The 23,902-nt window shown below is 63.6% G+C and carries 22 protein-coding genes; 15 read left to right on the top strand and 7 right to left on the bottom strand.

What is annotated here, in order from left to right:
* Positions 1 to 101 precede the first annotated feature (101 nt).
* The 6 genes from KP004_RS04105 to KP004_RS04130 all read left to right on the top strand — a co-directional run bounded on the left by KP004_RS04105 (position 102) and on the right by KP004_RS04130 (position 6,593).
* A complete protein-coding gene (locus tag KP004_RS04105) occupies positions 102 to 1,295 on the top strand; it encodes a pyridoxal phosphate-dependent aminotransferase (protein ID WP_216801124.1) in 1,194 nt (397 codons plus the stop codon).
* Positions 1,296 to 1,306: 11 nt separating this feature from the next.
* Positions 1,307 to 2,680 carry a sigma-54-dependent transcriptional regulator gene (locus KP004_RS04110; RefSeq protein ID WP_216801125.1) on the top strand — a complete coding sequence of 458 codons (1,374 nt, stop codon included), beginning with the start codon at positions 1,307 to 1,309 and terminating at the stop codon, positions 2,678 to 2,680.
* A 9-nt stretch (positions 2,681 to 2,689) separates the two neighbouring features.
* Complete coding sequence (locus tag KP004_RS04115) at positions 2,690 to 3,085, top strand: FxsA family protein (RefSeq protein WP_216801126.1); 396 nt, start codon at positions 2,690 to 2,692, stop codon at positions 3,083 to 3,085.
* A gap of 142 nt (positions 3,086 to 3,227) precedes the next feature.
* Positions 3,228 to 4,433, top strand: coding sequence for a methionine adenosyltransferase (locus KP004_RS04120; protein WP_216801127.1), 1,206 nt, complete (start codon positions 3,228 to 3,230; stop codon positions 4,431 to 4,433).
* A gap of 118 nt (positions 4,434 to 4,551) precedes the next feature.
* Positions 4,552 to 5,052 carry a chemotaxis protein CheX gene (locus KP004_RS04125; RefSeq protein ID WP_216801128.1) on the top strand — a complete coding sequence of 167 codons (501 nt, stop codon included), beginning with the start codon at positions 4,552 to 4,554 and terminating at the stop codon, positions 5,050 to 5,052.
* Positions 5,053 to 5,273: 221 nt separating this feature from the next.
* Entirely contained in the window at positions 5,274 to 6,593 is a 1,320-nt protein-coding gene (locus KP004_RS04130) for a hemolysin family protein (protein WP_216801129.1), read from the top strand.
* Between the two features lie 58 nt (positions 6,594 to 6,651).
* On the opposite strand, the gene KP004_RS04135 is transcribed toward KP004_RS04130, so the two are convergent.
* The 3 genes from KP004_RS04135 to KP004_RS04145 form a co-directional block, all read right to left on the bottom strand.
* Positions 6,652 to 7,575 (bottom strand): TerC family protein, encoded by a 924-nt coding sequence (locus tag KP004_RS04135; RefSeq protein WP_216801130.1) that lies wholly within the window; start codon positions 7,573 to 7,575, stop codon positions 6,652 to 6,654.
* Between the two features lie 12 nt (positions 7,576 to 7,587).
* On the bottom strand, positions 7,588 to 8,427 hold the full coding sequence (gene htpX / locus KP004_RS04140) for a zinc metalloprotease HtpX (protein ID WP_216801131.1): 840 nt from the start codon (positions 8,425 to 8,427) through the stop codon (positions 7,588 to 7,590).
* Between the two features lie 254 nt (positions 8,428 to 8,681).
* Positions 8,682 to 9,257 (bottom strand): ANTAR domain-containing response regulator, encoded by a 576-nt coding sequence (locus tag KP004_RS04145; RefSeq protein ID WP_216801132.1) that lies wholly within the window; start codon positions 9,255 to 9,257, stop codon positions 8,682 to 8,684.
* 315 nt (positions 9,258 to 9,572) lie between these two features.
* On the opposite strand from KP004_RS04145, the gene KP004_RS04150 reads away from it, so the two are divergent.
* The 4 genes from KP004_RS04150 (at position 9,573) to KP004_RS04165 (ending at position 14,162) form a co-directional block, all read left to right on the top strand.
* The gene (locus KP004_RS04150) at positions 9,573 to 12,323 is read left to right on the top strand and encodes a PAS domain-containing hybrid sensor histidine kinase/response regulator (RefSeq protein WP_239026935.1); all 2,751 of its coding nucleotides are present in this window, start codon (positions 9,573 to 9,575) and stop codon (positions 12,321 to 12,323) included.
* A gap of 2 nt (positions 12,324 to 12,325) precedes the next feature.
* Positions 12,326 to 13,456 carry a hybrid sensor histidine kinase/response regulator gene (locus tag KP004_RS04155; RefSeq protein WP_216801134.1) on the top strand — a complete coding sequence of 377 codons (1,131 nt, stop codon included), beginning with the start codon at positions 12,326 to 12,328 and terminating at the stop codon, positions 13,454 to 13,456.
* A gap of 71 nt (positions 13,457 to 13,527) precedes the next feature.
* Positions 13,528 to 13,770 (top strand): type II toxin-antitoxin system Phd/YefM family antitoxin, encoded by a 243-nt coding sequence (locus KP004_RS04160; RefSeq protein ID WP_216801135.1) that lies wholly within the window; start codon positions 13,528 to 13,530, stop codon positions 13,768 to 13,770.
* Entirely contained in the window at positions 13,767 to 14,162 is a 396-nt protein-coding gene (locus KP004_RS04165; protein ID WP_216801136.1) for a (deoxy)nucleoside triphosphate pyrophosphohydrolase, read from the top strand. The genes KP004_RS04160 and KP004_RS04165 overlap by 4 nt, the downstream gene beginning before the upstream one ends.
* Before the next feature lie 79 nt (positions 14,163 to 14,241).
* On the opposite strand, the gene KP004_RS04170 is transcribed toward KP004_RS04165, so the two are convergent.
* Positions 14,242 to 15,072, bottom strand: coding sequence for an HDOD domain-containing protein (locus KP004_RS04170; RefSeq protein ID WP_216801137.1), 831 nt, complete (start codon positions 15,070 to 15,072; stop codon positions 14,242 to 14,244).
* A 212-nt stretch (positions 15,073 to 15,284) separates the two neighbouring features.
* Here KP004_RS04170 and mnmA point away from each other — a divergent pair, with 212 nt between their 5' ends.
* On the top strand, positions 15,285 to 16,349 hold the full coding sequence (mnmA, locus tag KP004_RS04175) for a tRNA 2-thiouridine(34) synthase MnmA (protein ID WP_216801138.1): 1,065 nt from the start codon (positions 15,285 to 15,287) through the stop codon (positions 16,347 to 16,349).
* 136 nt (positions 16,350 to 16,485) lie between these two features.
* On the opposite strand, the gene rdgC is transcribed toward mnmA, so the two are convergent.
* The 3 genes from rdgC to KP004_RS04190 form a co-directional block, all read right to left on the bottom strand.
* A complete protein-coding gene (gene rdgC, locus KP004_RS04180; protein WP_216801139.1) occupies positions 16,486 to 17,682 on the bottom strand; it encodes a recombination-associated protein RdgC in 1,197 nt (398 codons plus the stop codon).
* Between the two features lie 113 nt (positions 17,683 to 17,795).
* Positions 17,796 to 19,070 (bottom strand): multiheme c-type cytochrome, encoded by a 1,275-nt coding sequence (locus KP004_RS04185; protein WP_239026936.1) that lies wholly within the window; start codon positions 19,068 to 19,070, stop codon positions 17,796 to 17,798.
* Positions 19,067 to 20,194, bottom strand: coding sequence for a WD40 repeat domain-containing protein (locus KP004_RS04190; protein WP_216801140.1), 1,128 nt, complete (start codon positions 20,192 to 20,194; stop codon positions 19,067 to 19,069). Before KP004_RS04190 ends, KP004_RS04185 begins: the two co-directional genes overlap by 4 nt.
* A gap of 259 nt (positions 20,195 to 20,453) precedes the next feature.
* On the opposite strand from KP004_RS04190, the gene KP004_RS04195 reads away from it, so the two are divergent.
* The 4 genes from KP004_RS04195 to KP004_RS04210 all read left to right on the top strand — a co-directional run bounded on the left by KP004_RS04195 (position 20,454) and on the right by KP004_RS04210 (position 23,889).
* On the top strand, positions 20,454 to 20,735 hold the full coding sequence (locus KP004_RS04195) for a DUF503 domain-containing protein (protein ID WP_216801141.1): 282 nt from the start codon (positions 20,454 to 20,456) through the stop codon (positions 20,733 to 20,735).
* Between the two features lie 77 nt (positions 20,736 to 20,812).
* A complete protein-coding gene (locus KP004_RS04200; RefSeq protein WP_216801142.1) occupies positions 20,813 to 22,030 on the top strand; it encodes an efflux RND transporter periplasmic adaptor subunit in 1,218 nt (405 codons plus the stop codon).
* A gap of 2 nt (positions 22,031 to 22,032) precedes the next feature.
* Complete coding sequence (locus KP004_RS04205; protein WP_216801143.1) at positions 22,033 to 22,722, top strand: ABC transporter ATP-binding protein; 690 nt, start codon at positions 22,033 to 22,035, stop codon at positions 22,720 to 22,722.
* Entirely contained in the window at positions 22,723 to 23,889 is a 1,167-nt protein-coding gene (locus KP004_RS04210; protein WP_216801144.1) for an ABC transporter permease, read from the top strand.
* Positions 23,890 to 23,902: the final 13 nt, after the last annotated feature.

Genomic DNA, 23,902 nt, shown 5'->3' on the forward strand with positions numbered 1-23,902 from the left:
TAGAATGGCGCTCCGGTGGCCTGATCGGCGGGGGGAATACGCCTTGCCCCGGTTTCGGTAATGTGCTAATAAAACGGGACACCAAAACAAGGAGGGGATGCATGCCCGTCGCTGATAAGATCGCCGGATTTATTGCGAAATCGTCGTGGATCAGGAAGATGTTCGAGGAGGGTGAGAAGCTCAGGAAGGAGTACGGCGCCGACAAGGTCTACGACTTCACCCTGGGGAACCCCGACGTCGAGCCCCCCGAGGCGTTCCAGGCGGAGTTCCTGAAACTCGCCAAGACGCCGGTCCCGGGCATGCACCGCTACATGAACAACGCCGGCTACGTTGAGACCAGGAACGCCGTGGCGCGCATGCTTTCCGCCGCCTCCGATCTCCCGGTGCAGGGAAGCCAGGTGGTGATGACCTGCGGCGCCGGCGGGGCCTTGAACGTGGTGCTGAAGACCATCCTCAACCCCGGCGACGAGGTGATCCTGCTCACCCCGTTCTTCGTGGAGTACCGCTTCTACATCGACAACCACGGCGGCGTTCCGGTCGAGGTCTGGACCGACCGCGAGACCTTCCAGCTCGACATACCGGCCATCGCCGCGGCGGTCACCGCCAAGACCCGCGCCATCATCATCTGCTCACCCAACAACCCGACCGGCGTCATCTACCCGGCCGAGAGCCTGAAGGCCCTGGGCGAGATGGTGGCCGCCAAGGAACAGGAGCTGGGGCGGCAGATCCTCGTCATCTCCGACGAGCCCTACGCCCGCATCGCCTACGACGGCAAAAACGTCCCCAACATTTTCCGCTACGTCGCCAACTCGGTCATCGTCACCTCCCACTCCAAGGACCTGGCCCTTCCCGGCGAGCGCATCGGCTACCTGGCCGCGAGCCCGAGGATGAAGGACGTGGACCAGTTCATGGAAGGGGCGGTGTTCTCCAACCGCGTGCTCGGCTTCGTCAACGCACCGGCCCTGATGCAGCGCTTGGTGGCCGGGCTGCAGCACGTCTCCGTCGACATCGACGCCTACCGGGTCAAGCGCGACCTGCTCTACAACTCGCTCACCGAGATGGGCTTTTCCATGGTCAAGCCCGACGGCGCCTTCTACCTCTTCCCCAAGTCGCCCCTTGCCGACGACGTCGAGTTCGTCAAGATGGCGCAAAAGCACCGCATTCTCCTCGTGCCCGGTGCCGGCTTCGGCGCCCCCGGCTTCTTCCGCATCGCCTACTGCGTGGACAAGGGGATGATCGAGCGGAGCATCCCGGCCTGGCGCGAGCTCGCCAAAGAGGCTGGCCTCCAGGGATAGAAGGGACCACCATGACCGACACCATTCTGATAGTGGACGACGAGGAGGGGATCCGCTCCTCCCTGGCCGGCATCCTCGAGGACGAGGGGTACCGCACCGTCTGCGCCGCCGACGGCGCCGAGGCGCTCGCCCTGTGCCAGAAGGAGCTCCCCGGGCTCGTGCTCCTGGATATCTGGATGCCCAGGATGGACGGCATCGAGACGCTCAAGCGTTTGAAGGAGCAGCATCCCGCCCTCAACGTGATCATGATGAGCGGCCACGGCACCATCGAGACCGCGGTCAAGTCCACCAAGCTTGGGGCCTACGACTTCATCGAGAAGCCGCTCTCCCTGGAGAAGGTGGTGGTCACGGTGGAGAACGCGCTCTCCATGAACCGGCTCAAGGAGGAGAACGCGACCCTTAGGGGGCAGGTGCAGCAGGGACACGAGATGATCGGCAACTCGCCTTCCATGCAGCAGTTGGCCGAGCAGATCCGTCTGGTCGCCCCGACCAACGCCTCCGTCCTCATCACCGGCGAGAACGGCACCGGCAAGGAGCTGGTGGCCCGCTCGGTCCACTACCACAGCCAGCGCCGGGACAAGCCCTTCATCGAGATCAACTGCGCCGCCATCCCCGAGGAGCTGATCGAGAGCGAGCTTTTCGGCCACGAGCGGGGCGCCTTCACGGGAGCCGTGGCGCAGAAGAAGGGAAAATTCGACCTGGCCGACGGCGGCACGCTGTTTCTCGACGAGATCGGCGACATGTCGCTCAAGACCCAGGCCAAGGTGCTGCGCATCCTGCAGGAGAAGAAGTTCGAGAGGGTGGGCGGCACCAGGACCCTCGAGGTGGACGTCCGCATCGTCGCCGCCACCAACAAGCTCCTCGAGGAGGAGATCAAGAACGGCACCTTCCGCGAGGACCTCTACTACCGCCTGAACGTGGTCCCCTTCAAGGTGCCGCCGCTGCGCGAGCGCCGCGAGGACATACCGCTTTTGGCCGGCTACTTCCTGGACGCCTTCTGCGATCAGGAGGGGCGGGAGAGAAAGCGCTTCGTCCCCGAGGCTATGGAGTCGCTCAAGCGTTACGACTGGCCCGGCAACGTGCGCGAGCTGAAGAACATCGTGGAGCGCCTGGTGATCATGACCCCCGGCGGCACCATCACCATGAACCATCTCCCCGAAGATTTCGTCTCACCCGGCGGCCGGGAAGGGGGCGGCGGCAAGCTCGACAGCGTGCTGGAGCTCTCCAGCCTCAGGGAGGCGCGCGAGGAGTTCGAGCGCGAGTTCATCATGCAAAAGCTCGAGGAGAACGACTGGAACGTCTCCAAGACCGCCGAGGCGATCGAACTGGAGCGGAGCAACCTGCACAGAAAGATCAAGAGCTACGGCATCGACATGAAGAAGTAGCGGGGCGCCATGTTGTTTCGACTGTTTCTCATTTTCCTGATCGTGCCGGTCATCGAGATCTATCTCATCATCAAGATCGGGCAGGTGATCGGCGGCGTCGCCACCGTCACTTCCTTGCTGCTGATGAGCCTTCTGGGCGCCTGGCTGATCCGCCACCAGGGGGGGAGGGTGCTGACGCAGATCCGCGACGAGCTCTCCCAGGGGAGGCTTCCCGCGGCGCAGCTTCTGGACGGCGCCCTCATCTTCGTAGGAGGCGTCCTGCTCACCACACCCGGCTTCTTCACCGACTTCCTCGGCATCTTCTTTCTCATCCCGGCCACCAGGCGCTTTATCAAGCTCTGGCTCGGCCTGTGGCTGCAGGCGAGGATCGCCCGCGGCGGCTTCGTGATCCGCCGTCACTTCTGATTTCTTTCCGCCAGCCTCCGCTCCCATCCCGCAGTAATCTGAACCTGCCCGCTCCAATTGCACCCCCACCTTTTTCGGCTACTATTTTCGGGTTGCCCGCGCGGCCGCATCCGCTGCGCCCGCCGGGAGGAAAGGGGAAATTATGCTGGTGGTGGAAGAGTTTCACGGCACGCAGGTGACCAAGCAGCGGGTCGAGATGGTGGAGCGCAAGGGAACGGGGCACCCCGACCAGATCTGCGACTGCATCATGGACTCCATCTCGGTCGCACTCTCCCAGGCTTACCTCTCCGAGTTCGGCACCATCCTGCATCACAACATCGACAAGGGGCTCCTGGCGGCCGGGCGCGTGGAGAAGCGCTTCGGCGGCGGCGAGGTGCTCGAACCGATGGAGCTCACCATCGGCGACCGGGCCACGTTCACCCTGGCAGGGAAGGAGATCCCGGTGCACGATATCGCGGTCGCCGCCGCCAAGGGGTGGATCGCGCGCAACCTGCGTCACGTGGATCCTGAGCGCCACGTAAGCTACCGCCTGAAGCTGGCACCGGGCTCGCAGGAGCTGACCGACATCTTCGCGCGTCCCGGCGAGGTGATGGGGGCGAACGACACCTCCGCCGCCGTGGGGTACTACCCTCTGAGTCCGACCGAACGCGCCGTGCTCGCCCTGGAGCGGGAATTGAACGGCGAGCGGTTCAAGACGCTCTACCCGGAGACCGGCGAGGACGTCAAGGTGATGGGGCTTAGGACCGGGGACGAACTCGACCTCACCGTCGCCATGCCGCTTCTTGCCGAGCGGGTCGCCTCCGAGCGCGACTACTTCGAGAGAAAGCACGCCATCGAGACGGCGATGCAGCACTTCCTCGCGGAGGCGTGCCGCGGTTTCCGGCGCACCCGGGTGCACTACAACACCCTGGACCAGACCGGACGCGCCCTTTCCGGCGTGTACCTTTCTCTTTTGGGAACCTCCGCCGAGGACGCCGACTCAGGGCAGGTCGGGCGGGGCAACCGCGTCAACGGCCTCATCCCCATCGCGCGCCCCATCGGCACCGAGGCCGCCGCGGGGAAGAACCCGATGAGCCACGTCGGCAAGATCTACAACGTGCTGTCGCACCGGATCGCGCGGGACATCTGCAAGTCCGTGGACGGCGTCCAGGGGGCCTACGTCATGCTGCTGAGCCGGATCGGGGACCCGGTCGACCGGCCGCAGATGGCCAACGCGCAGCTCGTCATGGAGCCGGGGCGCAGCGTCGCCGAGGTCGAGGGGGAGGTGCGGGAGGTCATGCAGCGGCAGCTATCCGGCATCACGGAGTTCTGCAATGCACTCGCCCGCGGTGTTTACCCGGTCTGTTAAAAAATGGCTAAAGATCGGCGCCACTCTGCCGAATGCAGTTGTACGCATCTTTAGCAGCCTGCTCTTCTATGTCGGGTGCTGGAACGTACCTAATCGATGCGCATGAGGAGGACGGAACATGGGGCTTGATGCAGCGGTGCTCAGCGAGGCCAACACGACCGAGGAAGAGGTGAGGAAAACCATCGCCGAGATCACCAAGGGGGTCTTCTCCACCATGGTGATGCTGGACGTGGTCGATGAACCTCCCCTGGATGAGCCGGTCCTGAACTTCCATGAAACGGTGACCAGCATGGTCGGCCTGGCCGGGAGCCATTCCGGGATCCTGGCGATCCACTGCCCCAAGAAGCTGGCCCTCCAGGTCACCTCGAGCATGCTGGGGATGGACGTCACCGAAGTCGATGACGACGTCAACGACGCCATGGGCGAGATCGCCAACATGGTGGGGGGGGACGTGAAGCACATCTTCTCCCCCAAGGGTGCCGACATCAACCTCTCCATCCCCACCGTCATCTACGGCAACGACTATGCCCTGGAGAGCATCTCCAGCGCCGAGTCGCTGGTGATGCCGTTTATCTGCGGCGAGGAGCGTTTCCTGCTCTCGTTCAAGATCGGCAAGTAGCCTTTCCTTCCCAGAGTCTTCCACCGGCAGCGGCCACAACAGTGGCCGCTGTTTTTTTTTGCGATCGGGGCGGCGTGAGGGGGCTCTCCCCAGCGTCTCCCCCTCATTTACTCCATCAAAGGGTTGACAAGACACCGGTTACCGTTGAAAATGAGCAACTGTTGAACTTTGGACGCCTGCGGAGCAACTGCGGGCGGCCCATGAACTAACCCGGAGGGTAATTGGACACCGTCTTTGTCGAACTGCTGGTCATCGCCGTCCTCATTTTGTTGAACGGATTTTTCTCCTGCGCCGAATTCGCCATCATCTCCATTCGTAAAAGCAGGGTCGCGCAACTGGTCGCCCTGGGCAACCAGCGGGCCGCGCTGGTGGAGTCGCTGCAAAGGGACCCGCACCGTCTGCTCGCCATCGTGCAGATCGGGGTCACGGTGGTCGGCTCGACCGCGTCCGCAGTGGGCGGCGTGATCGCCGTCGACTACATCCGTCCCGTGCTGCAGGTGTCCCCGCTCGCCATGGTGCGAAACGCCGCCGAACCGCTGGCCATCGGCATCGTGGTCAGCGCCATCTCGTACCTGCAGCTCATCCTGGGCGAACTGGTGCCCAAGACCATCGGGCTGCAGTACGCCGAACCGGTTGCGCTGCGGGTGGTGAACACCATCACCTCGCTGGCGCGGGTCGCCTCGGTGCTCGTCTCCGTGCTCAGCTTCTCCACCAGGGCGACGCTGGCCCTGTTCGGCCTGAAAGGGGAGGGGAAGGCATTCATGACCCGCGAGGAGGTGCAGCACATCGTCGCCGAGGGGCACGAAAGCGGCATCTTCAGCGAGACCGAACACACCTTCATCGACAACCTCTTCGACTTCACCCACACCGCGGTGCGCGAGGTGATGGTGCCGCGCACCCGCGTGGTCGCCTTCGACCTCAATCTCTCCAACGAGGAGATCCTGAACGGGGTGCTGGACAACATGTACTCCCGCTACCCGGTCTACCTGGGAAGCATCGAGGAAACCGTCGGGTTCATCCACGGCAAGGACCTTCTGGGGCGCATGGTGCGCGAGCCCCACTTCGACATCCGTTCCATCGTGCGGCCGCCGGTCTTCGTTCCCGAAGGGAAGAAGGTGAGCGAGCTGCTGAAGGAGATGCAGAAGACCAGGGTGCACATGGCTTTCGTGGTGGACGAGTACGGCAGCATCAGCGGCATCGTGACCACCGAGGACCTGCTCGAGGAACTGGTCGGCGAGATAGAGGACGAGCATGACGTGGGGGAACCGAGCCGGGTGCAGGTGCTGGCGGACGGGAGCTTCCTGGTCGACGCCCTCATCTCCGTCTCGGATCTCGAGGACCTGCTGGAGCTCGACCTGGGCGAGGATCTTCCTTACGACACGCTGGCGGGACTGATCCTGAACAGGATCGGGCGTTTTCCCGAGCAGGGAGAGACGGTGGAGCTGGACGAGTACCTGCTCACCTGCGAGGAGGTGACCCGCACCGGCATCAGCCAGGTACGGATCGTCAGGAAGGAGCAGGATCAAGAAACGAAGGATTAAGGGCGGCGTGTAAGACTACAAGAGCGACTGGCGGGCATCGAGCCCGCCTTCGTTGTTTCTACCCCCTGCCTTTCTTCCCCCCGAGGAAGATCGAGGACAGCACCGAAATGGTCAGGGCACCCACGATGACGCCCAGGGAGAGCTGCAGCGGGATCTCGACCAGGTCCGCCAGGAGCATCTTCGCCCCGACAAAGGCGAGGATCACGGAAACGCCGAGCTTCAGGTGGACGAACATCTCCATGACGTGGGCCAGCAGGTAGTACAGCGAGCGCAGCCCCATGATGGCGAAGATGTTGGAGCTGTACACGATGAACGGGTCGTGGGTGACCGCAAGTACCGCGGGGATGGAATCGACCGCGAAGATCACGTCGCTCGATTCGACGACGAGCAGGGTCAGAAAGAGGGGGGTCGCGGCCCAGATGCCGCACCTCTTGATGAAGAAGTGATCGCCGCGCGCCCTCCTGGTGATGGGGATGAAACGCCGGGCCAGCCGCACCAGCGGGTTGTGCTCCGGGTGCACCTCGTCATCCCCGCCGAAGGCCATCTTGAAACCGGTGTAGATCAGCACCGCCCCGAACACGTAGACCATCCAGTGGAAACGCTCGATCAGCTCGATCCCCACCACGATGAAGATGCCGCGCATCACCAGGGCACCGATGATCCCCCACTTCAGGATCTTGGGCTGGTGCGCCCGGGCGACCTTGAAGTACGAGAAGATCATGATGAAGACGAAAAGGTTGTCGACGGACAGCGACTCTTCGATGATGTAACCGGTAAGGAATTCCAGCGCCTTGGCCGGCCCCAGCACGTACCAGACGCCGACGTTGAACGCCATGGCGAGACCGACCCAGACCACGGTCCAGGCCAGCGCCTCGCGGAACTTTATCTCGTGGCTCTTCCTGTTGAACACGAAGAGGTCCAGGATGAACATCACCGTGATGATCCCCGCGAAGGCGATCCACATCATCTCTCTGTTGGTCAAAACTCCCTCCGGTTAATGCCCCATCTGCTCCAGCCGGGCGATACGCTCCTCCATGGGGGGGTGCGTGGAAAAAAGTCTCATCAGCATCCCGGCGGTGAGCGGGTTCACGATGAACATGTGCGCCGTTGCCGGCCTCGCCTCGGACATCGGCAGCGCCCGGGAGGCCTGGTCCAGCTTCCTCAGCGCGTTGGCGAGGGAGAGCGGCTTGCCGCACAGCCTGGCACCGCTTTCGTCGGCCAGGTACTCGCGGCTGCGGGAGACGGCGAGCTGGATCAGCATGGCGGCGATCGGCGCTATGATGGCGAGTGCCAGCCCACCCCAGCCGCCCCCCTCCTCGTCGTCGCTGCGGCCGCCGAAGATGGCCGCCCACTGCACCATGTTCGCCAGCATGGAAATCGCGCCGGCGATGGTGGCGGCGATGGTGGAAATCAGGATGTCGCGGTTGGCGACGTGGCTTAGCTCGTGTGCCATGACCCCCTCCATCTCCTCGGGGGTGAGAATGCGCAGGATCCCCTCGGTCGCGGCGACCGCGGCATGTTCGGGGTTTCTGCCGGTGGCGAAGGCGTTGGGGCTCTCCGAGGGGATGATGTAGACCCGGGGCATCGGGAGCCCTCCCTGGACCGCGAGCCTTCTGATCATGCCGTAGAAGGCGGGGTTCTCCGCCTCGGTGATCTCCTGCGCCCCGTACATGCGCAGCACGATCTTGTCGGAGAACCAGTAGGAGAAGAGGTTCATGGCGCAGGCCATGAGGAAGGCGAAGTACATGCCGCCCCTGCCGCCGATGGCGCTCCCCAGGGCCACCATGATCAGCGTAAGCGTGGTGAGCAGGACCGCTGTCTTGAATCTGTTCATGACGTTACCTCCTTGCCGTGTCGCATGGTCAAATAAAAAGACCTTTACCCAGGCAATTTTGCACTGGATAAAGGTCTTGCCTGCTCTGACAGGATTGTCATGCCCCATGCCCGGGCCGTGGCGGCCGTCTTGACGAACACGGGTCGGTTGCCGTGTCAACCGATAGCTACTCCCCTTTACCAAGATGAAATATAGGTAACGGAAGCACGGGTGTCAACCGTTTCTTTTCCCTCCCCCTCCGGGGGGGGGCGCGTCTACCCGGCGATGCTCTCGGTGAGCAGGATGGCGTCGGCCAGCTGCCGCATCGATATCCTGCGGTCCATGGCAAGCCGCTGCATCCGGCGGAAGGCCTCGGCCTCGGACAGCTTGTCGCGCTCCATGAGCCGCCCCTTGGCCTTCTCGATCACCTTTCTGCTTTCGATGCTCTCCTTCAGGGAACAGACCTCTTCCTTGAGCCGCTCCACCCGGCGCGCCGCGGCGATGGAAAGGACCAGCGCTGCGACCAGTTCCTCTTCCCGGACCGGCTTGGCCAGGATGGTGGATACCGCCGACTCTCCCCAGGTCTGCACATCCTCCAAGTCGCAGCTTTCCGCGATCACCACGATCGGGAGGCTGAGCTTGTCCCAGAGCCTCTTGACCGCGCCGACGATCTCCTGGTCGCCGGCGCTGAATTCGACGACGGCCACCTCCGGATGGTTGGCCAGGGCCTCGCTCAACAGCTCCCCCGAACTCCCGGACGCTATTATTTCAGCAAAACCCCGCTCCCTCAGCCTGTTTTTTAGGCTCTCCAGGAGATCCTCGTCGCGAATGTACAGGACCGCTTTTCCCATGAATTTCACCCCCTTTACGACGATTGGAACTGCCCCGGACGGACAGGTTACCTGGTAAAAAGCACAGAGCGTTCCAAAAAACGGTGCCGTCGAAAGGAGCGCGCCGGCCGAGGTGCCGCTGGCGCGCTCCTTTTTGCCGCGTGCCGTATCCTCGGCCGGGAGGGGCGTGTGTAAATTTGCCTTCCGCTTCCCGCTAATTTCATTAATGTTTTGCGGCCGGCAGCCGATAACGTGCTATGTCCCCGCAACAGGCGGGGGGCAAGGAGACCCATGCTTTTCACCTCCCGATCAGCCGCAATCCATAGCCGAAGCACCTTGGCCCTGGGCATCTGCGCCTGTCTGCTGCTGGTCCTGGCCGCGGCCGTCTGCCGTCCCCAGGCCGGGTCGGTGGGCGCCCTGGCCGTGGTCTTCGTGGGGGGGCTGCACGCCCTGCGCCTCAAGTGGCGCCGGCAGTCGGAGGAGGAACTGAGGCGCAGCGAGGAGCAGTTGCGCATCTCGCAGCGCATCGCCCATATCGGCAGCTGGGACTGGGATGTCGCCGGCGGCCGCCTGGACTGCTCCGAGGAGCTGTGCCGCATCTTCGCCATCCCCTTCGAGGAGGCACCGGATAACTTCCCCGGCTTCTTGAACCTGCTCCCGGAGTCGGTGCGGGAGCAGGTGAGCGCCGCGGTGGAAAAGGCACTCTTCGGCGACGATACCTTCACCCTCGAGTACGCCCTTCCCCGTCCCAACGGCGGCGAGCGGTACCTCTCCGAAGTAGGGGAGGTGTTCCGCAACGATGCCGGCACCGTCCTGCGCGTGGTCAGCGTGGTGCACGACATCACCGAGCGCAAGGAGGCGGAGGCCGCGCTGTTTTTCGAGAAGCGCTATCGGGGACTGATCGAGAACCTGCCTCAGCGCATCTTCCTCAAGGACTGCAACCTGGTCTACCTCTCCTGCAACTCGAGCTTCGCCAGGGAGCTCGGGCTCGAGCCCCGCGACGTCTTCGGCAAGACCGATTACGAGCTGTTCGAGGAGCCTCTGGCGCGCAAACGCCAGGAGGAGGACAAGCGGGTCATGGCGGCGGGGGCGGCCATCGAGCGCGACGAGCAGCGCGAGCGGGACGGCAACTGGGTCAGCAAGGCGCTTATCCCGCTCAAGGACGATCACGCACGGGTGTACGCCCTGCTCGGCGTTCTTACCGACATCACCTTCCGTAAAAAGGCCGAGGAACAACTGAGGGAGAGCGAGGAGCGTTTCCGCAACACCTTCGAACAGGCGGCAGTGGGGATCTGCCACATCGCCCTGAGCGACATCCTGATCCGGATCAACCGGCGCTTCTGCGACATCCTGGGCTACACCCAGGAGGAACTCTTGGGGTGGACCCTGGAGCAGACCATCCACCCGGACGACCGCGCCGCCGAGCAGGGACAGCTCTCCCGCCTGATCAACCGCGAGATCGACAACTACAGCATCGAGATGCGCCAGCTCAGGAAGGACGGCTCCGTGGTGTGGGTGAACCTCACCAAGTCCCTGGTCTGCGGAGCGAAAGGGGAGCCCAAGTACCTGATCGGGGTCATCGAGGACGTGACCGCCAAGCGCGAGGCCCAGGAGCTGCGCCGGGAACGCGACCTGGTGCAGGCAGCCAGCCGGGCCAAGAGCGAATTCCTGGCCAACATGGGGCACGAGATCCGGACCCCCATGAACGCGGTGATGGGGTTGAGCCGCCTGGCCCTCAAGACCGAGCTCATGCCCAAGCAGCGCGGGTACCTGGAGAAGATCTGTTCCGCCAGCAGGACCCTCTTGAACATCATCAACGACATCCTCGACTTCTCCAAGATGGAGGCGGGAAAGCTGGAGTTGGAGAAGACCGAACTGAGCCTGCAGGAGGTTTTGGGCAACATCTCGGACATGCACCACCTGAAGGCCCAGGAGAAGGGGATCGACTTCAAGATGCGGCTGGCGCCGGAACTCCCGAGGAAGCTCCTTGGCGACCCGCTGCGCCTCACACAGGTGCTGAACAACCTGATCGGCAACGCGCTCAAGTTCACCAGCCGCGGCGAAGTGGTGGTCGCGGTGAAGCCGGTCGGGCAGGTCGACGGGGCGGTGCAGGTCCACTTCTGCGTCCAGGATACCGGCATCGGCATCACCCCCGACCAGATGGACAAGATCTTCACCCCCTTCACCCAGGCGGACAGCTCCACCACGCGCCAGTACGGCGGCACCGGCCTCGGGCTTTCCATCAGCCGGCAACTGGTCGAACTGATGGGCGGGGAACTGCGCGTGCAGAGCGTTTCCGGCGCGGGGAGCAGTTTCTCCTTCACCGTGGCGTTCGCGATTCCGGTCCCAGGCAAGCAAGTATCCGAAACGCCGGGAGATGATCTGCGCAACCTGAGGCTCCTGGTGCTGGATGGCGATCCGGTCGCGGTGGAGGGGCTTGCCGAGATGTTGCAGGGACTGCCGATCGATCTTCAGGCGGTACCGACCTTCGCCGCAGCCTGCGAGGCGCTCAAGGAGCAACCGGCGACCGGTCACATACCTTTCGATATGGTCGTGATCGACGGCGTTACCGCCGGAGAAGAGGGACTCGAGCAGCTTTCCCGCAGCATCTCGAGCCGGTACCGCAGCGAGGTCGCGGTAGTGGCCACGGTTCCCCCCGACCAGTTGGAGACGGTGCAGCAATTGGGGGACGAATGGGGGGTGAGCGCGGTCTACGCGGCCCCGGTGCGTCCTTCGCTCCTGGTGGACGGCATGATCCGCGCCCTGGCCCGTGCCGCGGCACGCCAGGCGGAACGGGAGCCGGTCGCCCCCCCGGCGGCGCGGGCGGTACCTGTGGCACCCGACGGTCCTTTCCAGCCCGACGATTTCGCTGCCGAGCGGTCCAAGCTCGAACGCCTGCTGGCCAGGAACAGCCTGGACGCCAAGCGGCAGTTCGAGAAGTTCTGCAGGCAGGTGCCGCGAGGCAGTTGCACCAAGGAATTGCAGGCGCTGCAGGCCTGCATGGAAAAGCTCGATTTCAGGAAGGCACGTCAGCTGTTGGCCATCTTCCCGGCAGCGCAGGAGCACCATCCGGATAACAGGGAGTAGCTATGAAACGCCAGACAGTGATGATAGTCGACGACACCCCCGCCAACATCGAGATCCTGAGCGAGAGCTTGGGAGACGACTACGAACTGTTCTTCGCCACCAGCGGTTTGGACGCACTGGAGCTGATCCGTGCCGAGAAGCCGGACCTGATCCTTCTGGACATCATGATGCCGGGGATGGACGGTTTCGAGCTGTGCGGGATCCTCAAGGGCGACCCCTGCACGCGTGACATCCCGGTGATCTTCGTCACGGCCATGATCGAGGAGGAACAGGAGATCAAGGGGCTGGAGCTTGGGGCGATCGATTACCTCACCAAGCCGATCAGCCCGCACATCGTCCGGGCCCGGGTCAAAAACCACCTCGAACTGAAGCGCTACCGCGATCTCCTCGAGCAGTTGGCCAGCGCGGCGGACCGCGCCAAGAAGGAGTTCCTGCGCAGCGTAAGCCACGAACTGCGTACGCCCCTCACCCCGATCATCGGGATGACCGACCTCGTGCTCAACCAGGAAGAGGACGACAACAAGCGCAAGTACCTGGGGATGGTGCAGAAATCCGCCGCGAGGCTCCTGGGGATCGTGGAGGACCTCATCGAGACGAGCCGGCTGGAAGGCGAGGGGGGAGCGCCCGAGAATGCCGTCTTTCATCTGAAGAGCTTCCTGGACATGGTAGTCATGGAGGCACGGGCTCTGGCCGATGCCAAGGGGCTCGCTTTCAAGGTGCAGCTCGATCCGGCGTTGCCCGAGGCGGTGGTCAGCGACCAGGGGATGCTGCACAAGGTCCTCTCCATGCTCCTGGGGAATGCGGTCAAGTTCACCCAGAAAGGCGCCGTGGGGCTGGAGGTCAGTCTGCAGGAGGTCGCGGGCGAAAAGATGATGCAGTTCGCGGTCTCCGATACCGGCGTGGGGATCGACGAGGCGGACCTCGAGCGGATCTTCAGCGACTTCACCCAGTCCGACGGTTCGATCACCCGCTCCTACCCGGGGCTGGGCCTCGGGCTCACCCTGGCGCGGCGCATGACCGAGCTTTTGGACGGCAGCATCTGGGCCGAGAACGCCCCGGGCGGCGGTTCCGTGTTCCAGCTGCAGATCCCGCTGGTACTGCCCAACGAAAGTGCTGGAGTTACTTCCTGTTGAGCTGCGGGCGCCTGAATAATCGCTTGACCTAATCTGTCCGGTCGCGTAGTTTTTTGCGGGAGGTGTTTGAAATGAAAGTGCTTTCCGCAAGTGCCGCAAGGGCGGATCTGTCCCGCTTGATAGATGAAACGGTTGCGTCGCACGAGCCGGTATATATCACCGGCGGGCGTGCTAATGCCGTATTGCTGTCGGAGGAAGACTGGAGGGCGGTTAACGAAACGCTCTATCTGCTTTCCATCCCGGGAATGCGGGAGTCTGTGTTGAAAGGCTTGGCAACTCCTTTGGACCAATGCAGCGGAGAGCCCGGCTTATGAGAAAACACGTCCACGTAGCCTGCGCCATCATCGAGCGTGACGGGCTGGTGTTGTCGGCCCGGCGCAGCGCGTCCATGAACCTGCCGCTTCGGTGGGAATTTCCCGGTGGCAAGATCGAGCCCGGAGAAGGGCGCGAGGAGTGTCTGAAACGTGAGCTGGTGGAGGAGATGGGGGTGGAGATTGCGGTGGGGCGCCCGCTCACGCCGACCACGCACCGGTACCCGACCTTCGACGTGACCCTCTACCCGTACGTTTGCAGCATCGTTGCCGGCGAGATCACCCTGCACGAGCACTCGGCCATGACCTGGCTCCCCCCCGAGCGGATGCTGGAGCTCGAGTGGGCCGACGCCGACCTCCCCATTATCCTCGAGTACCAGACGGCCAGGGCCTAAAAAAGGGGACTGGCTCCGTCAGGTGCCTGTCCCCCTTTCTCCCTTTCAGTCTCTCCCCTTCCAGCCGAAGCCCCTGGTTTTACAGCACGAGCTCCTGCGAATCATCCAGGACATCCAGAAGATCATCCATCTCTTCGTCGGAAAGCTGCAGCATGGCCGACTCGGGCTGCTCGAAGAGATCGATCTCCGGGTCGTGCAGCAGCCCGATACCCTTCATCCGGCACGCCGTGTTCACCAGCCTGACCACTGTCAGCACGATGTCCTGGGTGTCGAAGTTCTCGTCGTGGTGGTTGGCGACCACGTTGTAGTAGACCTTGGGCATGTTCCAGTGTTCCATGAGCCGGCACCCCTGTTCGACGTGCAGCTCCGCGAAGATTTCCAGCAGCAGGTCCTCCTCGAGCGCCGCCTGCGCCACCCCCATCCGGTTCAGCCGCTCCAGCGCCTTCAAAAGGTACAGCTTGCCGATGTCGTGCAACAGCCCGGCCATGTAGGCCTGGTCGCCGTGCTGCGGATACCCGGCGCGGCGCGCCAGCCAGCGGCTGCCCAGGGCGCAGGCATGGCTGTGCAGCCACAGTACCTGCAGGAACCTGTTTATGGTCGGTATTTCCGAGGTGTGCAGGCTCGCCTGCGAGGCCGCCATGGCCAGGTTGGCGATCTCCTGCCCGCCCAGCCTGACGACCGCTTCCTTGATGGTTTCGGTCCGGACCCGGCCGATGTACAGGGGCGAGTTGGCCATCTTCAGGATCTGGCCGGCCAGCGACTGGTCCTCGTTGGCCAGATCGGTGATCTGGGTCATGGTGAAGTCGGGCGTGTGCAGCAGGTGCAGGATCCTCACCGCAATGGGGTGGAAGACCGGGAGATCGATAGGCTGCGTGCTCAACAGGCGCCTGATGGTGAGAGACAGGGGCATGGCGATTCTCCTTGAACGGGGTACTGGCCCGGGAGACAGTTTAATCGATAACAACAAGCCATCACAATAGGAATCGGTCGGTAGCCGTGGAACTTAAGGGCGGATATGGACTTCCTCGGGTGGCCTGCGCCGCGATGGAGAAAAAGGTTGCCTTGGAGCTGCGATTCGGTCAAGTATGGATGGGCAGCACAACGCGGCATCACGGAGCAGATATGTCAGCACAGTACAAAGGCAGGAAGGTAGCCGTCGCCATGAGCGGCGGCGTGGATTCATCGACGGTCGCGGCGCTTCTCAAGGAGCAGGGGGCGGAGGTGATCGGCATCAACATGAAGCTGTTCCGGCGCGAGGGCGAGGACCCGCAGGCCAAGGGGGACGCCCAGGTCGTCGCCGAATACCTCGGCATAGAATTCCACCAGGTGCACCTGGAGGAGGAGTTCGGTCGTCTGATCATGGAGGACTTCCGCGCGCAGTACATGGCGGGGGAGACCCCCAACCCCTGTGTGCGTTGCAACAGGTACGTGAAGTTCGGGCTGTTGCTGGACAAAGCGTTGGAGCTGGGTGCCGATTACCTCGCCACCGGCCATTACGTGAGGACCAGCCAGGACGAAACCGGGACCTGGCACCTGCTCAAGGCGGCCTACCTGGCCAAGGACCAGTCCTATTTCCTCTACACCCTCACCCAGCGGCAGTTGTCCCGCGTCATCTTCCCGCTGGGAGACATGCCGAGCAAGGACGAGGTGAGAAAGCTCGCCGCCGGCTTCGGGATACCGGTGGCGCAGAAGAGCGACAGCCAGGAAATCTGCTTTGTCCCCGGCGACGACTATGTGGCCTTCCTGGAAAAGGGGGGTGTACCGGGGAGAAGCGGCGAGATCGTGCACGTGGACGGAACCGTGCTCGGGCGCCACAACGGCACCCATCGCTATACCGTTGGGCAGAGAAGGGGACTGGGGATCGCCTGGAAGGAGCCGCTGTACGTGGTCGCCATCGATGCGCTGAGCGCCAGGGTCGTGGTCGGTGAGGTGGGGCTCCTCTTCGCGCCCGGGCTTATCGCCTGCGATCTGAACTGGGTGGTTCCCGTCGCGGGGGACACGGTGCAGACCACCTGCAAGATCCGTTACCGGCAGCAGCCCATCGAGTGCCGGGTGAAGCTTGTGGGGGAAGGGTTGGGCGAGGTCTTTTTTGTCGAGCCGCAGAAGTCGGTGACCCCGGGGCAGTCGGTGGTCTTTTACCAGGGAGACGAGCTGGTCGGCGGCGGCCGCATCGTCAAAGCGCTTTAAGGGCAAAAGCCGTTACGCAAAGTACGCCGAGAACGCGCGAAGGGCGCGAAGAAAGCCTCTAGGGGGTAACCCAGAAGAGTTTTTCTTCGCGCCCTTCGCGGATACTTCGTGTACTTCGCGTAACTGCTTTTGAATCTTAGGAATTAAGCTGGCTGTTGCAGTAGCTGCAGACGTTGAGCCATTTCTGGATCGCGGCCGATTCCTCCGCCCATCCGTTCCCCAGCCTGAGCTTCAGGAAGGTCGCGAAGACCGAGTCGAAGAGCTGGGTTCCTTTCTCAAGCAGCAGCATCCTCTCGAAGAAGACCGCCTCCCGCTCCATCGCCTCGTCCACCGTGCTGTCCTTCTCCAGCTTGACCGCCGGAGACTTGAAGGACGCGAAGTGGAACAGCTCGCCCTTCAACGTCAGCTTGTAGTGGTCGTCGCCCGACTCCAGGTGCAGCGTGGCCTCGGTGATCTGCTTCTTGTTCAGGAGAGCGCTTCTCACCTCGTTGAAGTGGTCCTGCGGACCGGCCACTGTGATCTTCTGCGCACCGTTTTCGCCGGAGCCAAGCAGCACCACGCGGTCGTCAAGATAGGACACGAAGGGCTCCTGGGCGAGCAGCACGCCCGGCTGGTTGACGGTGTATTCCGAGGACTCGTTCATGGTCTGGTACATGAGCCAGAGCATGAAATCGGTCCCCAGCCACTGGTTCTCCTTGATCAGCTCCAGGTAGTTGTCGCCGCCGGCCTTGTTGGCCTGCAGCAGCAGTACCTTGTTCCCTTCGTCCAGCACGCTTTCGGCGCGGGCGTAGGGATGGAAGGCGGAAACCCTGAGCCCCTCGAAGGTCTTCTTGAACATGTCCTCGAAGAGCTCGATCACCTTGGGGGAAAGCGAGCTGAAGGTGAGGATGCCGCTCTTGGTGTCCCAGACCGCATCGTAGGTGGCGGGGGTGGGGAGCGTCTGCGACAGGAGCATGGCGTGCACCGCCTCCTTCAGATCCTCCCGCTTCTGTTTGGGGACCTTGGTGAAGTTCGGGTTCTCCGCCAGGAACTCCTCCTTGGCCTTTTCGAGGTGCGCCTTCAGCACCGCGGAGGGGACGGCGCGCTTGTCGCGGCGCAGCGTGAACATGAAATAGTGCTCGCGGCAGCAGGCCGCGGGGGAGTCGAAGTCGGCTATTCTGGGGTCGTCCAGGTGCACCCAGCCGACCGACATTTCTTCGGTACCCTGGTCGATCGGGTTGAACCTGTTTGCTGCCAGCTGTTTGGTGACCCAGGCGTAAAGTTCTTCCTGCGGCGGGAGCTCCCCCTGGACCTTGAAGTGGCAGACGCTTACTGTGTTGGCGAGGATGCCCATCGATGTTTCTCCTTCAGTTTGCTTTTCTTGTCCCGCGCGAGCGGGACAGCATGGATACACCTTTTGCCCTTGAGGGGCAAGTTAAAAAGCCCAATGGTCTTGCCCTTTGTCGTTTATCTCATCTTCTCCAGCACCTTCCCCTTCTCCCTGGCGTACTCCGCCTCGCTTAAGGCGCCTCTTTCGAACTTGTTCTTCAGTGTTTTCAGCTCGTCCTCGATGCCGGGGTGCGCTCCCTGATTGCTCTCCACCTTTTTCCCGCCTCGCTCCTTCAGCCTGCTCGCCTCGCTCTTGATGTCGACCAGGTCCATCTTCAGCTCGGCATTGCCGTACCAGTGGGTGTAGGCCGGGTTCTGGTGGTAGGCCCCCTTGACGGTACGGGCGTAATCGTACTTCTTCATCTTGAAGAAGAGCCGCTCGATGTGCGAGGTGTCCTCGTAGAGCATCTGGTTGTCGGTGACCAGGCGCGGCCCGCTCAAAGGGTGCGGCGGACGGTTCTCCGGCATCGGGTCGAGGAGCCCGCGGTCGTTCAGGTCCCAGATCACGTGCTCCGCCTCCTTCAGGATGGCGAGACTCTGGCCGCGCACCTGGTCGTCGCGCTCCAGCTCCCGCTTCGCGAAGGCGGGGGCGTGACAGGCACTGCAGATGTTGATCATGTCTGCCCGGGCGGGGTCCGCCTTTTTGGCGGGGTAGGGGACGCCGCCGGAGCTCATGGTGATCCCGACGGAGACGTTGTGGGTCCCCTTGGGCATGTGGCAGGTCTGGCAGTCCGGTCCGGTGTTCCTGCCGCTGCTCGCGTTCAGGGTGCCGTGCAGCGAGGTTTGCCACATCTCCCACTGCGGGTGGTCCGGTCCCATGTGGCACTTGGCGCAGGAGTTGGGATCACGCACGATCTTCAGGTCGGTCATGTGCTTTGAGTGGCAGGAGTCGCAGGCATCCTCGACGCTGTGGCAGTAATTGCAGCCGATCTCCCCCATTTCCGTCGACTGTTTCAGGAACCGGGCGCACTGCACGTCCGAGCGCGGCATCTCGTCCCCCTCCTCGTGGCAGAAACGGCACTCCCCCTGCTTGCGGTTGGAGAGGTTCCTCGTGCAGCCCCACCCGGAGTGCAGCCCCATGCCGTGACGGCTGGCGCGGTGCTCCTGGTACGCCTTCTGGTGGCAGGGGGCGCATACCTTCATCCCCACCTTGGCCTCGCCTTTGACGATTTTGTCGTGGTCGGTCCCGTGGCACTTCTCGCAGCCGATCCCGGCCTGCGCGTGGGCGCTTCCCTGCCATTGGGCGACCGCGGCGGGTGTTTTCTCGGCATGGCAGGGAAGGCACGGTTCAGCGGCTCCCGCGGCAAAGGGTGCCGTCAAAATTAACAGCGCGGTAAGCAATGACTTCATCATCGGGATGGCTCCTTCTGCTCCAGTTGGTCGCGGTATTCCTTCTCGGTGATCAGCCCCTGGCTGCGCAGCCGGCGCAGTTTGAGCACCCGGTCCAAACCGGCGGGAAGCGCCGGGGGCATGCCGTCATCGAGCCCCGACACCAGGTACAACTGCCCCCGGTAGCTCACCGCCAGTCCGGAGCCGTCGGGGAGGAAGCTCCCCTTGGCGTCGGGAGGAAAGGTCGCGATCTCCTTCCCTTTCCGATACAGGTGGCCGGCAAGCAGCAGGTAGCTCCCGGAGGGCGACATGGCCGGGTTGATGGCGGGACTGGGCCACCCTTCCAGCTCCTTGCCGTCCAGCAACGAGATTCTGCGCGAGGCCTTTTCCGCGTTGCCGACGACCAGCGACTCGCCGTCCGGCGTGTAGATCACGGTTCCTTCCCCGAGCTGTACCTGCCCCACTTCGCTTCCGCCGCCGCTGTCAAGGTTGCGGACCAGGACCTTCAGGTACGGGGTGAAGAGGGGCGGGTCCTTCAAGGAGGTGAAGGCGATCTCGTCGCGGTAGGGGGAGACGGCGATGAACAGCTGGTTGTACAGCAGCTGTTCCGGCAACCTCGCCACGTGCGGACGCAGCGTGACGTCGTTCAGCAGCGTGGCGACGGGGGGCGTGGTGCCGTCCCACTGGAACAGTCGCGAGGTCATCTGTGAACCGAAGCTGAACTTTCTGATATTGAGAACCCCGGCCAGCAGCTCCTTGTCGGAGCGCCAGGCTACAGAGGTGACCCTGCCTGCGATGGGGGTTTCCGCTACCGTCGCCCCCTTTCGATCCAGGATGCGGAGCAGGGAGCCCCCCTTGCTCGGCAGGGCAACCGCCAGCCGCTCTCCGCTCGGTGAAAAGCGGAGCACGCCGGCGCCGTCGCGGCCGATGCCCACGCTCTTTCCCTGCTGGTCGGTGAGGGTCAGCACACCGTTGCTCACGGTGGCGAAGGTGCCGTTTCGGGAGGCATCGAACGGGGTGCCCGCATCGGAGCAGGCGATCGGTTTCACCTCGAGCCCGGTGGGGAGCTGGGCCGGCAAGGTGGCCGCACAGCCGGGCAGGGAGCAAAGGGCAAGGACGGAAAGCAGGATCAGTACGAAGTTCTTCATGTCACCTCCGGTTTGAGCGGCGCCAGTGTACTCAATTTCCCGCATCAAAACAACAGACAACACCGCTATGTCACCCCCTTGAGCCGTATACCGCATCCCCCTTCCCAGCATCCCCTCCAGGGGGACGGGTGTGTGTTCCCGCCCCCGGAGGGGGAGGGTGAGGGAGGGGTAAGGCGAAGCTGTTCAGGCGGGACGCCGTGCTCCGTGTCGAGTCGATGTGGTAGAATCGCTGCATTGTCGTTGGCGAAGGAGGGACGGTATGCACGTGGCATTACTGCAGATGAGGCTCTTACTGCCAAGCCGCACGCTCAAGGAGAAGCGGGCGATCGTCAAAAGCGTCCTGGCCCGTGCGCGCAACAGGTTCAACGTCGCCTGTTCCGAAAGCGCCCTCCACGACCAGCCCGCCGACGCCGAACTCTGCTTCGTCACGGTCGCCTCAAGCCCCACCAGGGCCAGGCAGCTCTTGCAGGAACTGGAGTACTGGCTCGTTTCGGAGCGGCCGGACCTGCAGATCATCGACTTGCAGATCGAGGAGCTGTAGCAGCATTGTCGCTTCCCACCCATCTGAAAATGTGTTAGCTTCCGCTTCTATGAATCCGCTAATCGGGGTGATCCTGCATGGCACAAGACGACCTTAACAAACTGACCATCGACAAACATCGCTACACCCCCTCCGGCGGTGCCGGAAGGAAACGGCGCACGAGGATCGTGACGGTGCTGGTGCTTTTGGCGCTGGTGCTCGCGGTATGGGCCATGGCGACCACGCGCAGCGTCGAGGTCGAAGTGGCCACCGTTTCCCTGGTCTATCCCTCGCAGACCATTTCGCTGCTGAACGCAAGCGGCTACGTGGTGGCCCAGAGAAAGGCCGCGGTCTCCTCCAAGGCCACCGGCAGGCTGGAATGGCTCGGGGTGGAAGAGGGGAGCGTGGTACGCGAGGGGCAACTGCTCGCCCGCCTGGAGAACCGCGACGTGGCTGCCCAAAAAGGGCAGGCGTCGGCCTCGCTTTCGGCTGCGCGCGACAACCTGGAACAGGCCAAGGTGGAGCAAAAGGACGCCGCACGCGCCCTCACACGCGCCAAGGAACTGATCGGACAGGGGATTATCGCCCAGGCCGACTACGACACGGCCGAGGCGCGCTACCAGCGCGCGCAAGCCGCCGTGGCGGCCGCGCAGGCCAATATCAGCGGAGCGCAAAGCGCCCTGCGCGGTGCCGAAGCCTCCCTGGACTACACCCTGATCCGCGCCCCCTTCGACGGGGTGGTGCTCACCAAGAACGCCGATGTGGGCGACATCGTCTCCCCGCTAGCCGCCGCGGCCAACGCCAAGGCCGCCGTGGTCACCATGGCCGACATGGGATCGCTGCAGGTCGAGGCGGATGTCTCGGAGGCTAACCTGGGCAAGGTGAAGGTGGGGCAACCGTGCGAAATCGTCCTCGACGCACTCCCCGACGTCCGCTTCCGCGGCGCGCTCTCCACCATCGTCCCCACGGCCGACCGCAGCAAGGGGAGCGTGATGGTCAAGGTCCGCTTCCTGGACCAGGACAAGCGTCTGTTGCCGGAGATGAGCGCGAAGGTCGCCTTCCTGGAGCGTGAGTTGAAGGGGGGGGAAGGGGCGCCCCGCGTGGGGCTGCCACCGGCCGCGGTGCTGCATCGCGATGGCAGGGACTATGTCTTCAAAGTGGTCAAGGACAGGGCGCAGCTCACCCCGGTGGTGCTTGGGGGGAAGCTTGGCGACCTGGTGCAGGCGACCTCCGGCGTCAACGCCGGCGAGCGCATCGTGACCAAGCCCCTGGACAAGTTGCGCGACGGCAGCCGCGTGAAGACGGCGGAAAAGTAGCCATGGCCGAAGCGAGCGAGCCTATCGTCCGGATCAGGAACCTCACCAAGGCCTACCGCCGGGGTACCCAGCTGATCCCCGTGCTGACCGGTATCAACTTCGACATCGCGCGGGGGGAGTTCGTCGCCCTCATGGGGCCCTCCGGCTCCGGCAAGAGCACCCTTCTCAACCTGATCGCCGGCATCGACAGCGCCGATGAGGGATCGATCCTCGTGGGAGACGTCGAGATCACCCGCCTGGGCGAAAGCGATCTCGCCCGCTGGCGCGCCGGCAGCGTCGGCTTCATCTTCCAGTTCTACAACCTCATCCCGGTCCTGACCGCCTTCGAGAACGTGGAGCTTCCCCTTTTGCTGACCCACCTGAACCGCCGCGAGCGGCGCGAGCACGTGGAGGCGGTCCTGAACGTGGTGGGGCTTGCCGACCGGATGGACCACTATCCTTCCCAGCTCTCCGGCGGTCAGCAGCAGCGGGTCGCCATCGCCCGCGCCATCGTCACCGACCCGGAGATACTGGTGGCGGACGAGCCGACCGGCGACCTGGACCGGGCCTCGGCCGAGGAGATTCTGCAGCTCATGGACCGGCTGGTGCGGGAGTTCGGCAAGACCGTGATCATGGTCACCCACGACCCGCGTGCCGCGGAGAAGGCACACCTGATCCGGCACCTGGAGAAGGGTGAGCTGAGCGTGACCTAGATGGGCATCCCCTATTCCTACAGCTTTCGCAACCTCTGGACCCGCAGGCTCACCACGGTCCTCACCGCAAGCGGCATGGGGCTCGTGGTGTTCGTCTTCGCGGCCACCCTGATGCTGACCGAGGGGCTGCAAAAGACCCTGGTGCAGACCGGCTCCGCCGACAACGTGGTGCTGCTCAGGAAATCCTCCAACTCCGAGGTGCAAAGCGCGGTGGAGAGGGACCAGGCGTCCCTCCTGGAGAGCCAGCCGGAGATCGCCGTCGGAGCCGATGGGGAGCCGCTTTTGGCCAAGGAGCTGGTGGTTCTCATCAACCTGAAGAAGCGGGTGGGGGACAAGCCTTCCAACGTGATCATCCGCGGCATCGATCCGGCCTCGCTGAAGTTGCGCCCGGCGGTCCGGCTGAAGGAGGGGCGTATGCCGCGCCCCGGTTCCGCCGAGGTCGTCGCCGGAGAGAGCGTGGCGCGTCGCTTCAAGGGGTGCGGGCTGGGCGAGACCCTTCGGTTCGGCATGCGCGACTGGCGCGTGGTAGGCGTCTTCGATGCCGGTTCCACCGGTTTTTCCTCCGAGATATGGGGCGACCGCGACCAGATGATGCAGGCCTTTCGGCGGCCGGTCTACTCCTCGATCATCTTCCGGCTGCGCGACACCACCGCCTTCGACGCCTACAAGGCGAGGGTGGAGGCCGATCCGAGGCTCACCGTCGAGGCGAAACGCGAGACCCAGTACTACCTGGACCAGTCCGAGGCGATGGCGAAGTTTTTACGCATCCTGGGCCTGGTGCTCACAGTCATTTTTTCCATCGGCGCCGTCATCGGGGCAACCATCACCATGTACGCCGCAGTCGCCAACCGGGTCACCGAGATAGGCACCCTGCGCGCGCTCGGGTTCCAGAAAAAGAGCATCCTCTCCGCCTTCGTACTCGAGGCACTCCTTTTGGGGCTGTGTGGCGGAGTGCTCGGCGTCTGTGCCGCCTCGTTCATGCAGCTCATCACCATTTCCACCATGAACTGGAACTCGTTTTCGGAACTGGCCTTTTCCTTCACCCTCAACGTCAGCATCGTGTGGAAGTCGCTGCTCTTCTCCGCCGTCATGGGGCTTGTCGGAGGCGCACTCCCCGCCCTGCGCGCCGCGCGGATGAACATAGTCGAGGCCCTGCGGGCCACTTAAAAACGGTTTGGGT

The organism is Geomonas oryzisoli (assembly GCF_018986915.1).
Classification (GTDB): Bacteria; Desulfobacterota; Desulfuromonadia; order Geobacterales; family Geobacteraceae; genus Geomonas; species Geomonas oryzisoli.

What these genes read in the sequence shown, in the direction of transcription:
- KP004_RS04105 (WP_216801124.1), top strand. Translation starts at nt 102, where the DNA reads ATGCCCGTCGCTGATAAGATCGCCGGATTTATTGCGAAATCGTCGTGG.
- KP004_RS04110 (WP_216801125.1), top strand. Translation starts at nt 1,307, where the DNA reads ATGACCGACACCATTCTGATAGTGGACGACGAGGAGGGGATCCGCTCC.
- KP004_RS04115 (WP_216801126.1), top strand. Translation starts at nt 2,690, where the DNA reads ATGTTGTTTCGACTGTTTCTCATTTTCCTGATCGTGCCGGTCATCGAG.
- KP004_RS04120 (WP_216801127.1), top strand. Translation starts at nt 3,228, where the DNA reads ATGCTGGTGGTGGAAGAGTTTCACGGCACGCAGGTGACCAAGCAGCGG.
- KP004_RS04125 (WP_216801128.1), top strand. Translation starts at nt 4,552, where the DNA reads ATGGGGCTTGATGCAGCGGTGCTCAGCGAGGCCAACACGACCGAGGAA.
- htpX (WP_216801131.1), bottom strand. Translation starts at nt 8,427, where the DNA reads ATGAACAGATTCAAGACAGCGGTCCTGCTCACCACGCTTACGCTGATC.
- KP004_RS04145 (WP_216801132.1), bottom strand. Translation starts at nt 9,257, where the DNA reads ATGGGAAAAGCGGTCCTGTACATTCGCGACGAGGATCTCCTGGAGAGC.
- KP004_RS04155 (WP_216801134.1), top strand. Translation starts at nt 12,326, where the DNA reads ATGAAACGCCAGACAGTGATGATAGTCGACGACACCCCCGCCAACATC.
- KP004_RS04160 (WP_216801135.1), top strand. Translation starts at nt 13,528, where the DNA reads ATGAAAGTGCTTTCCGCAAGTGCCGCAAGGGCGGATCTGTCCCGCTTG.
- KP004_RS04165 (WP_216801136.1), top strand. Translation starts at nt 13,767, where the DNA reads ATGAGAAAACACGTCCACGTAGCCTGCGCCATCATCGAGCGTGACGGG.
- KP004_RS04170 (WP_216801137.1), bottom strand. Translation starts at nt 15,072, where the DNA reads ATGCCCCTGTCTCTCACCATCAGGCGCCTGTTGAGCACGCAGCCTATC.
- mnmA (WP_216801138.1), top strand. Translation starts at nt 15,285, where the DNA reads ATGTCAGCACAGTACAAAGGCAGGAAGGTAGCCGTCGCCATGAGCGGC.
- rdgC (WP_216801139.1), bottom strand. Translation starts at nt 17,682, where the DNA reads ATGGGCATCCTCGCCAACACAGTAAGCGTCTGCCACTTCAAGGTCCAG.
- KP004_RS04185 (WP_239026936.1), bottom strand. Translation starts at nt 19,070, where the DNA reads ATGATGAAGTCATTGCTTACCGCGCTGTTAATTTTGACGGCACCCTTT.
- KP004_RS04190 (WP_216801140.1), bottom strand. Translation starts at nt 20,194, where the DNA reads ATGAAGAACTTCGTACTGATCCTGCTTTCCGTCCTTGCCCTTTGCTCC.
- KP004_RS04195 (WP_216801141.1), top strand. Translation starts at nt 20,454, where the DNA reads ATGCACGTGGCATTACTGCAGATGAGGCTCTTACTGCCAAGCCGCACG.
- KP004_RS04200 (WP_216801142.1), top strand. Translation starts at nt 20,813, where the DNA reads ATGGCACAAGACGACCTTAACAAACTGACCATCGACAAACATCGCTAC.
- KP004_RS04205 (WP_216801143.1), top strand. Translation starts at nt 22,033, where the DNA reads ATGGCCGAAGCGAGCGAGCCTATCGTCCGGATCAGGAACCTCACCAAG.
- KP004_RS04210 (WP_216801144.1), top strand. Translation starts at nt 22,723, where the DNA reads ATGGGCATCCCCTATTCCTACAGCTTTCGCAACCTCTGGACCCGCAGG.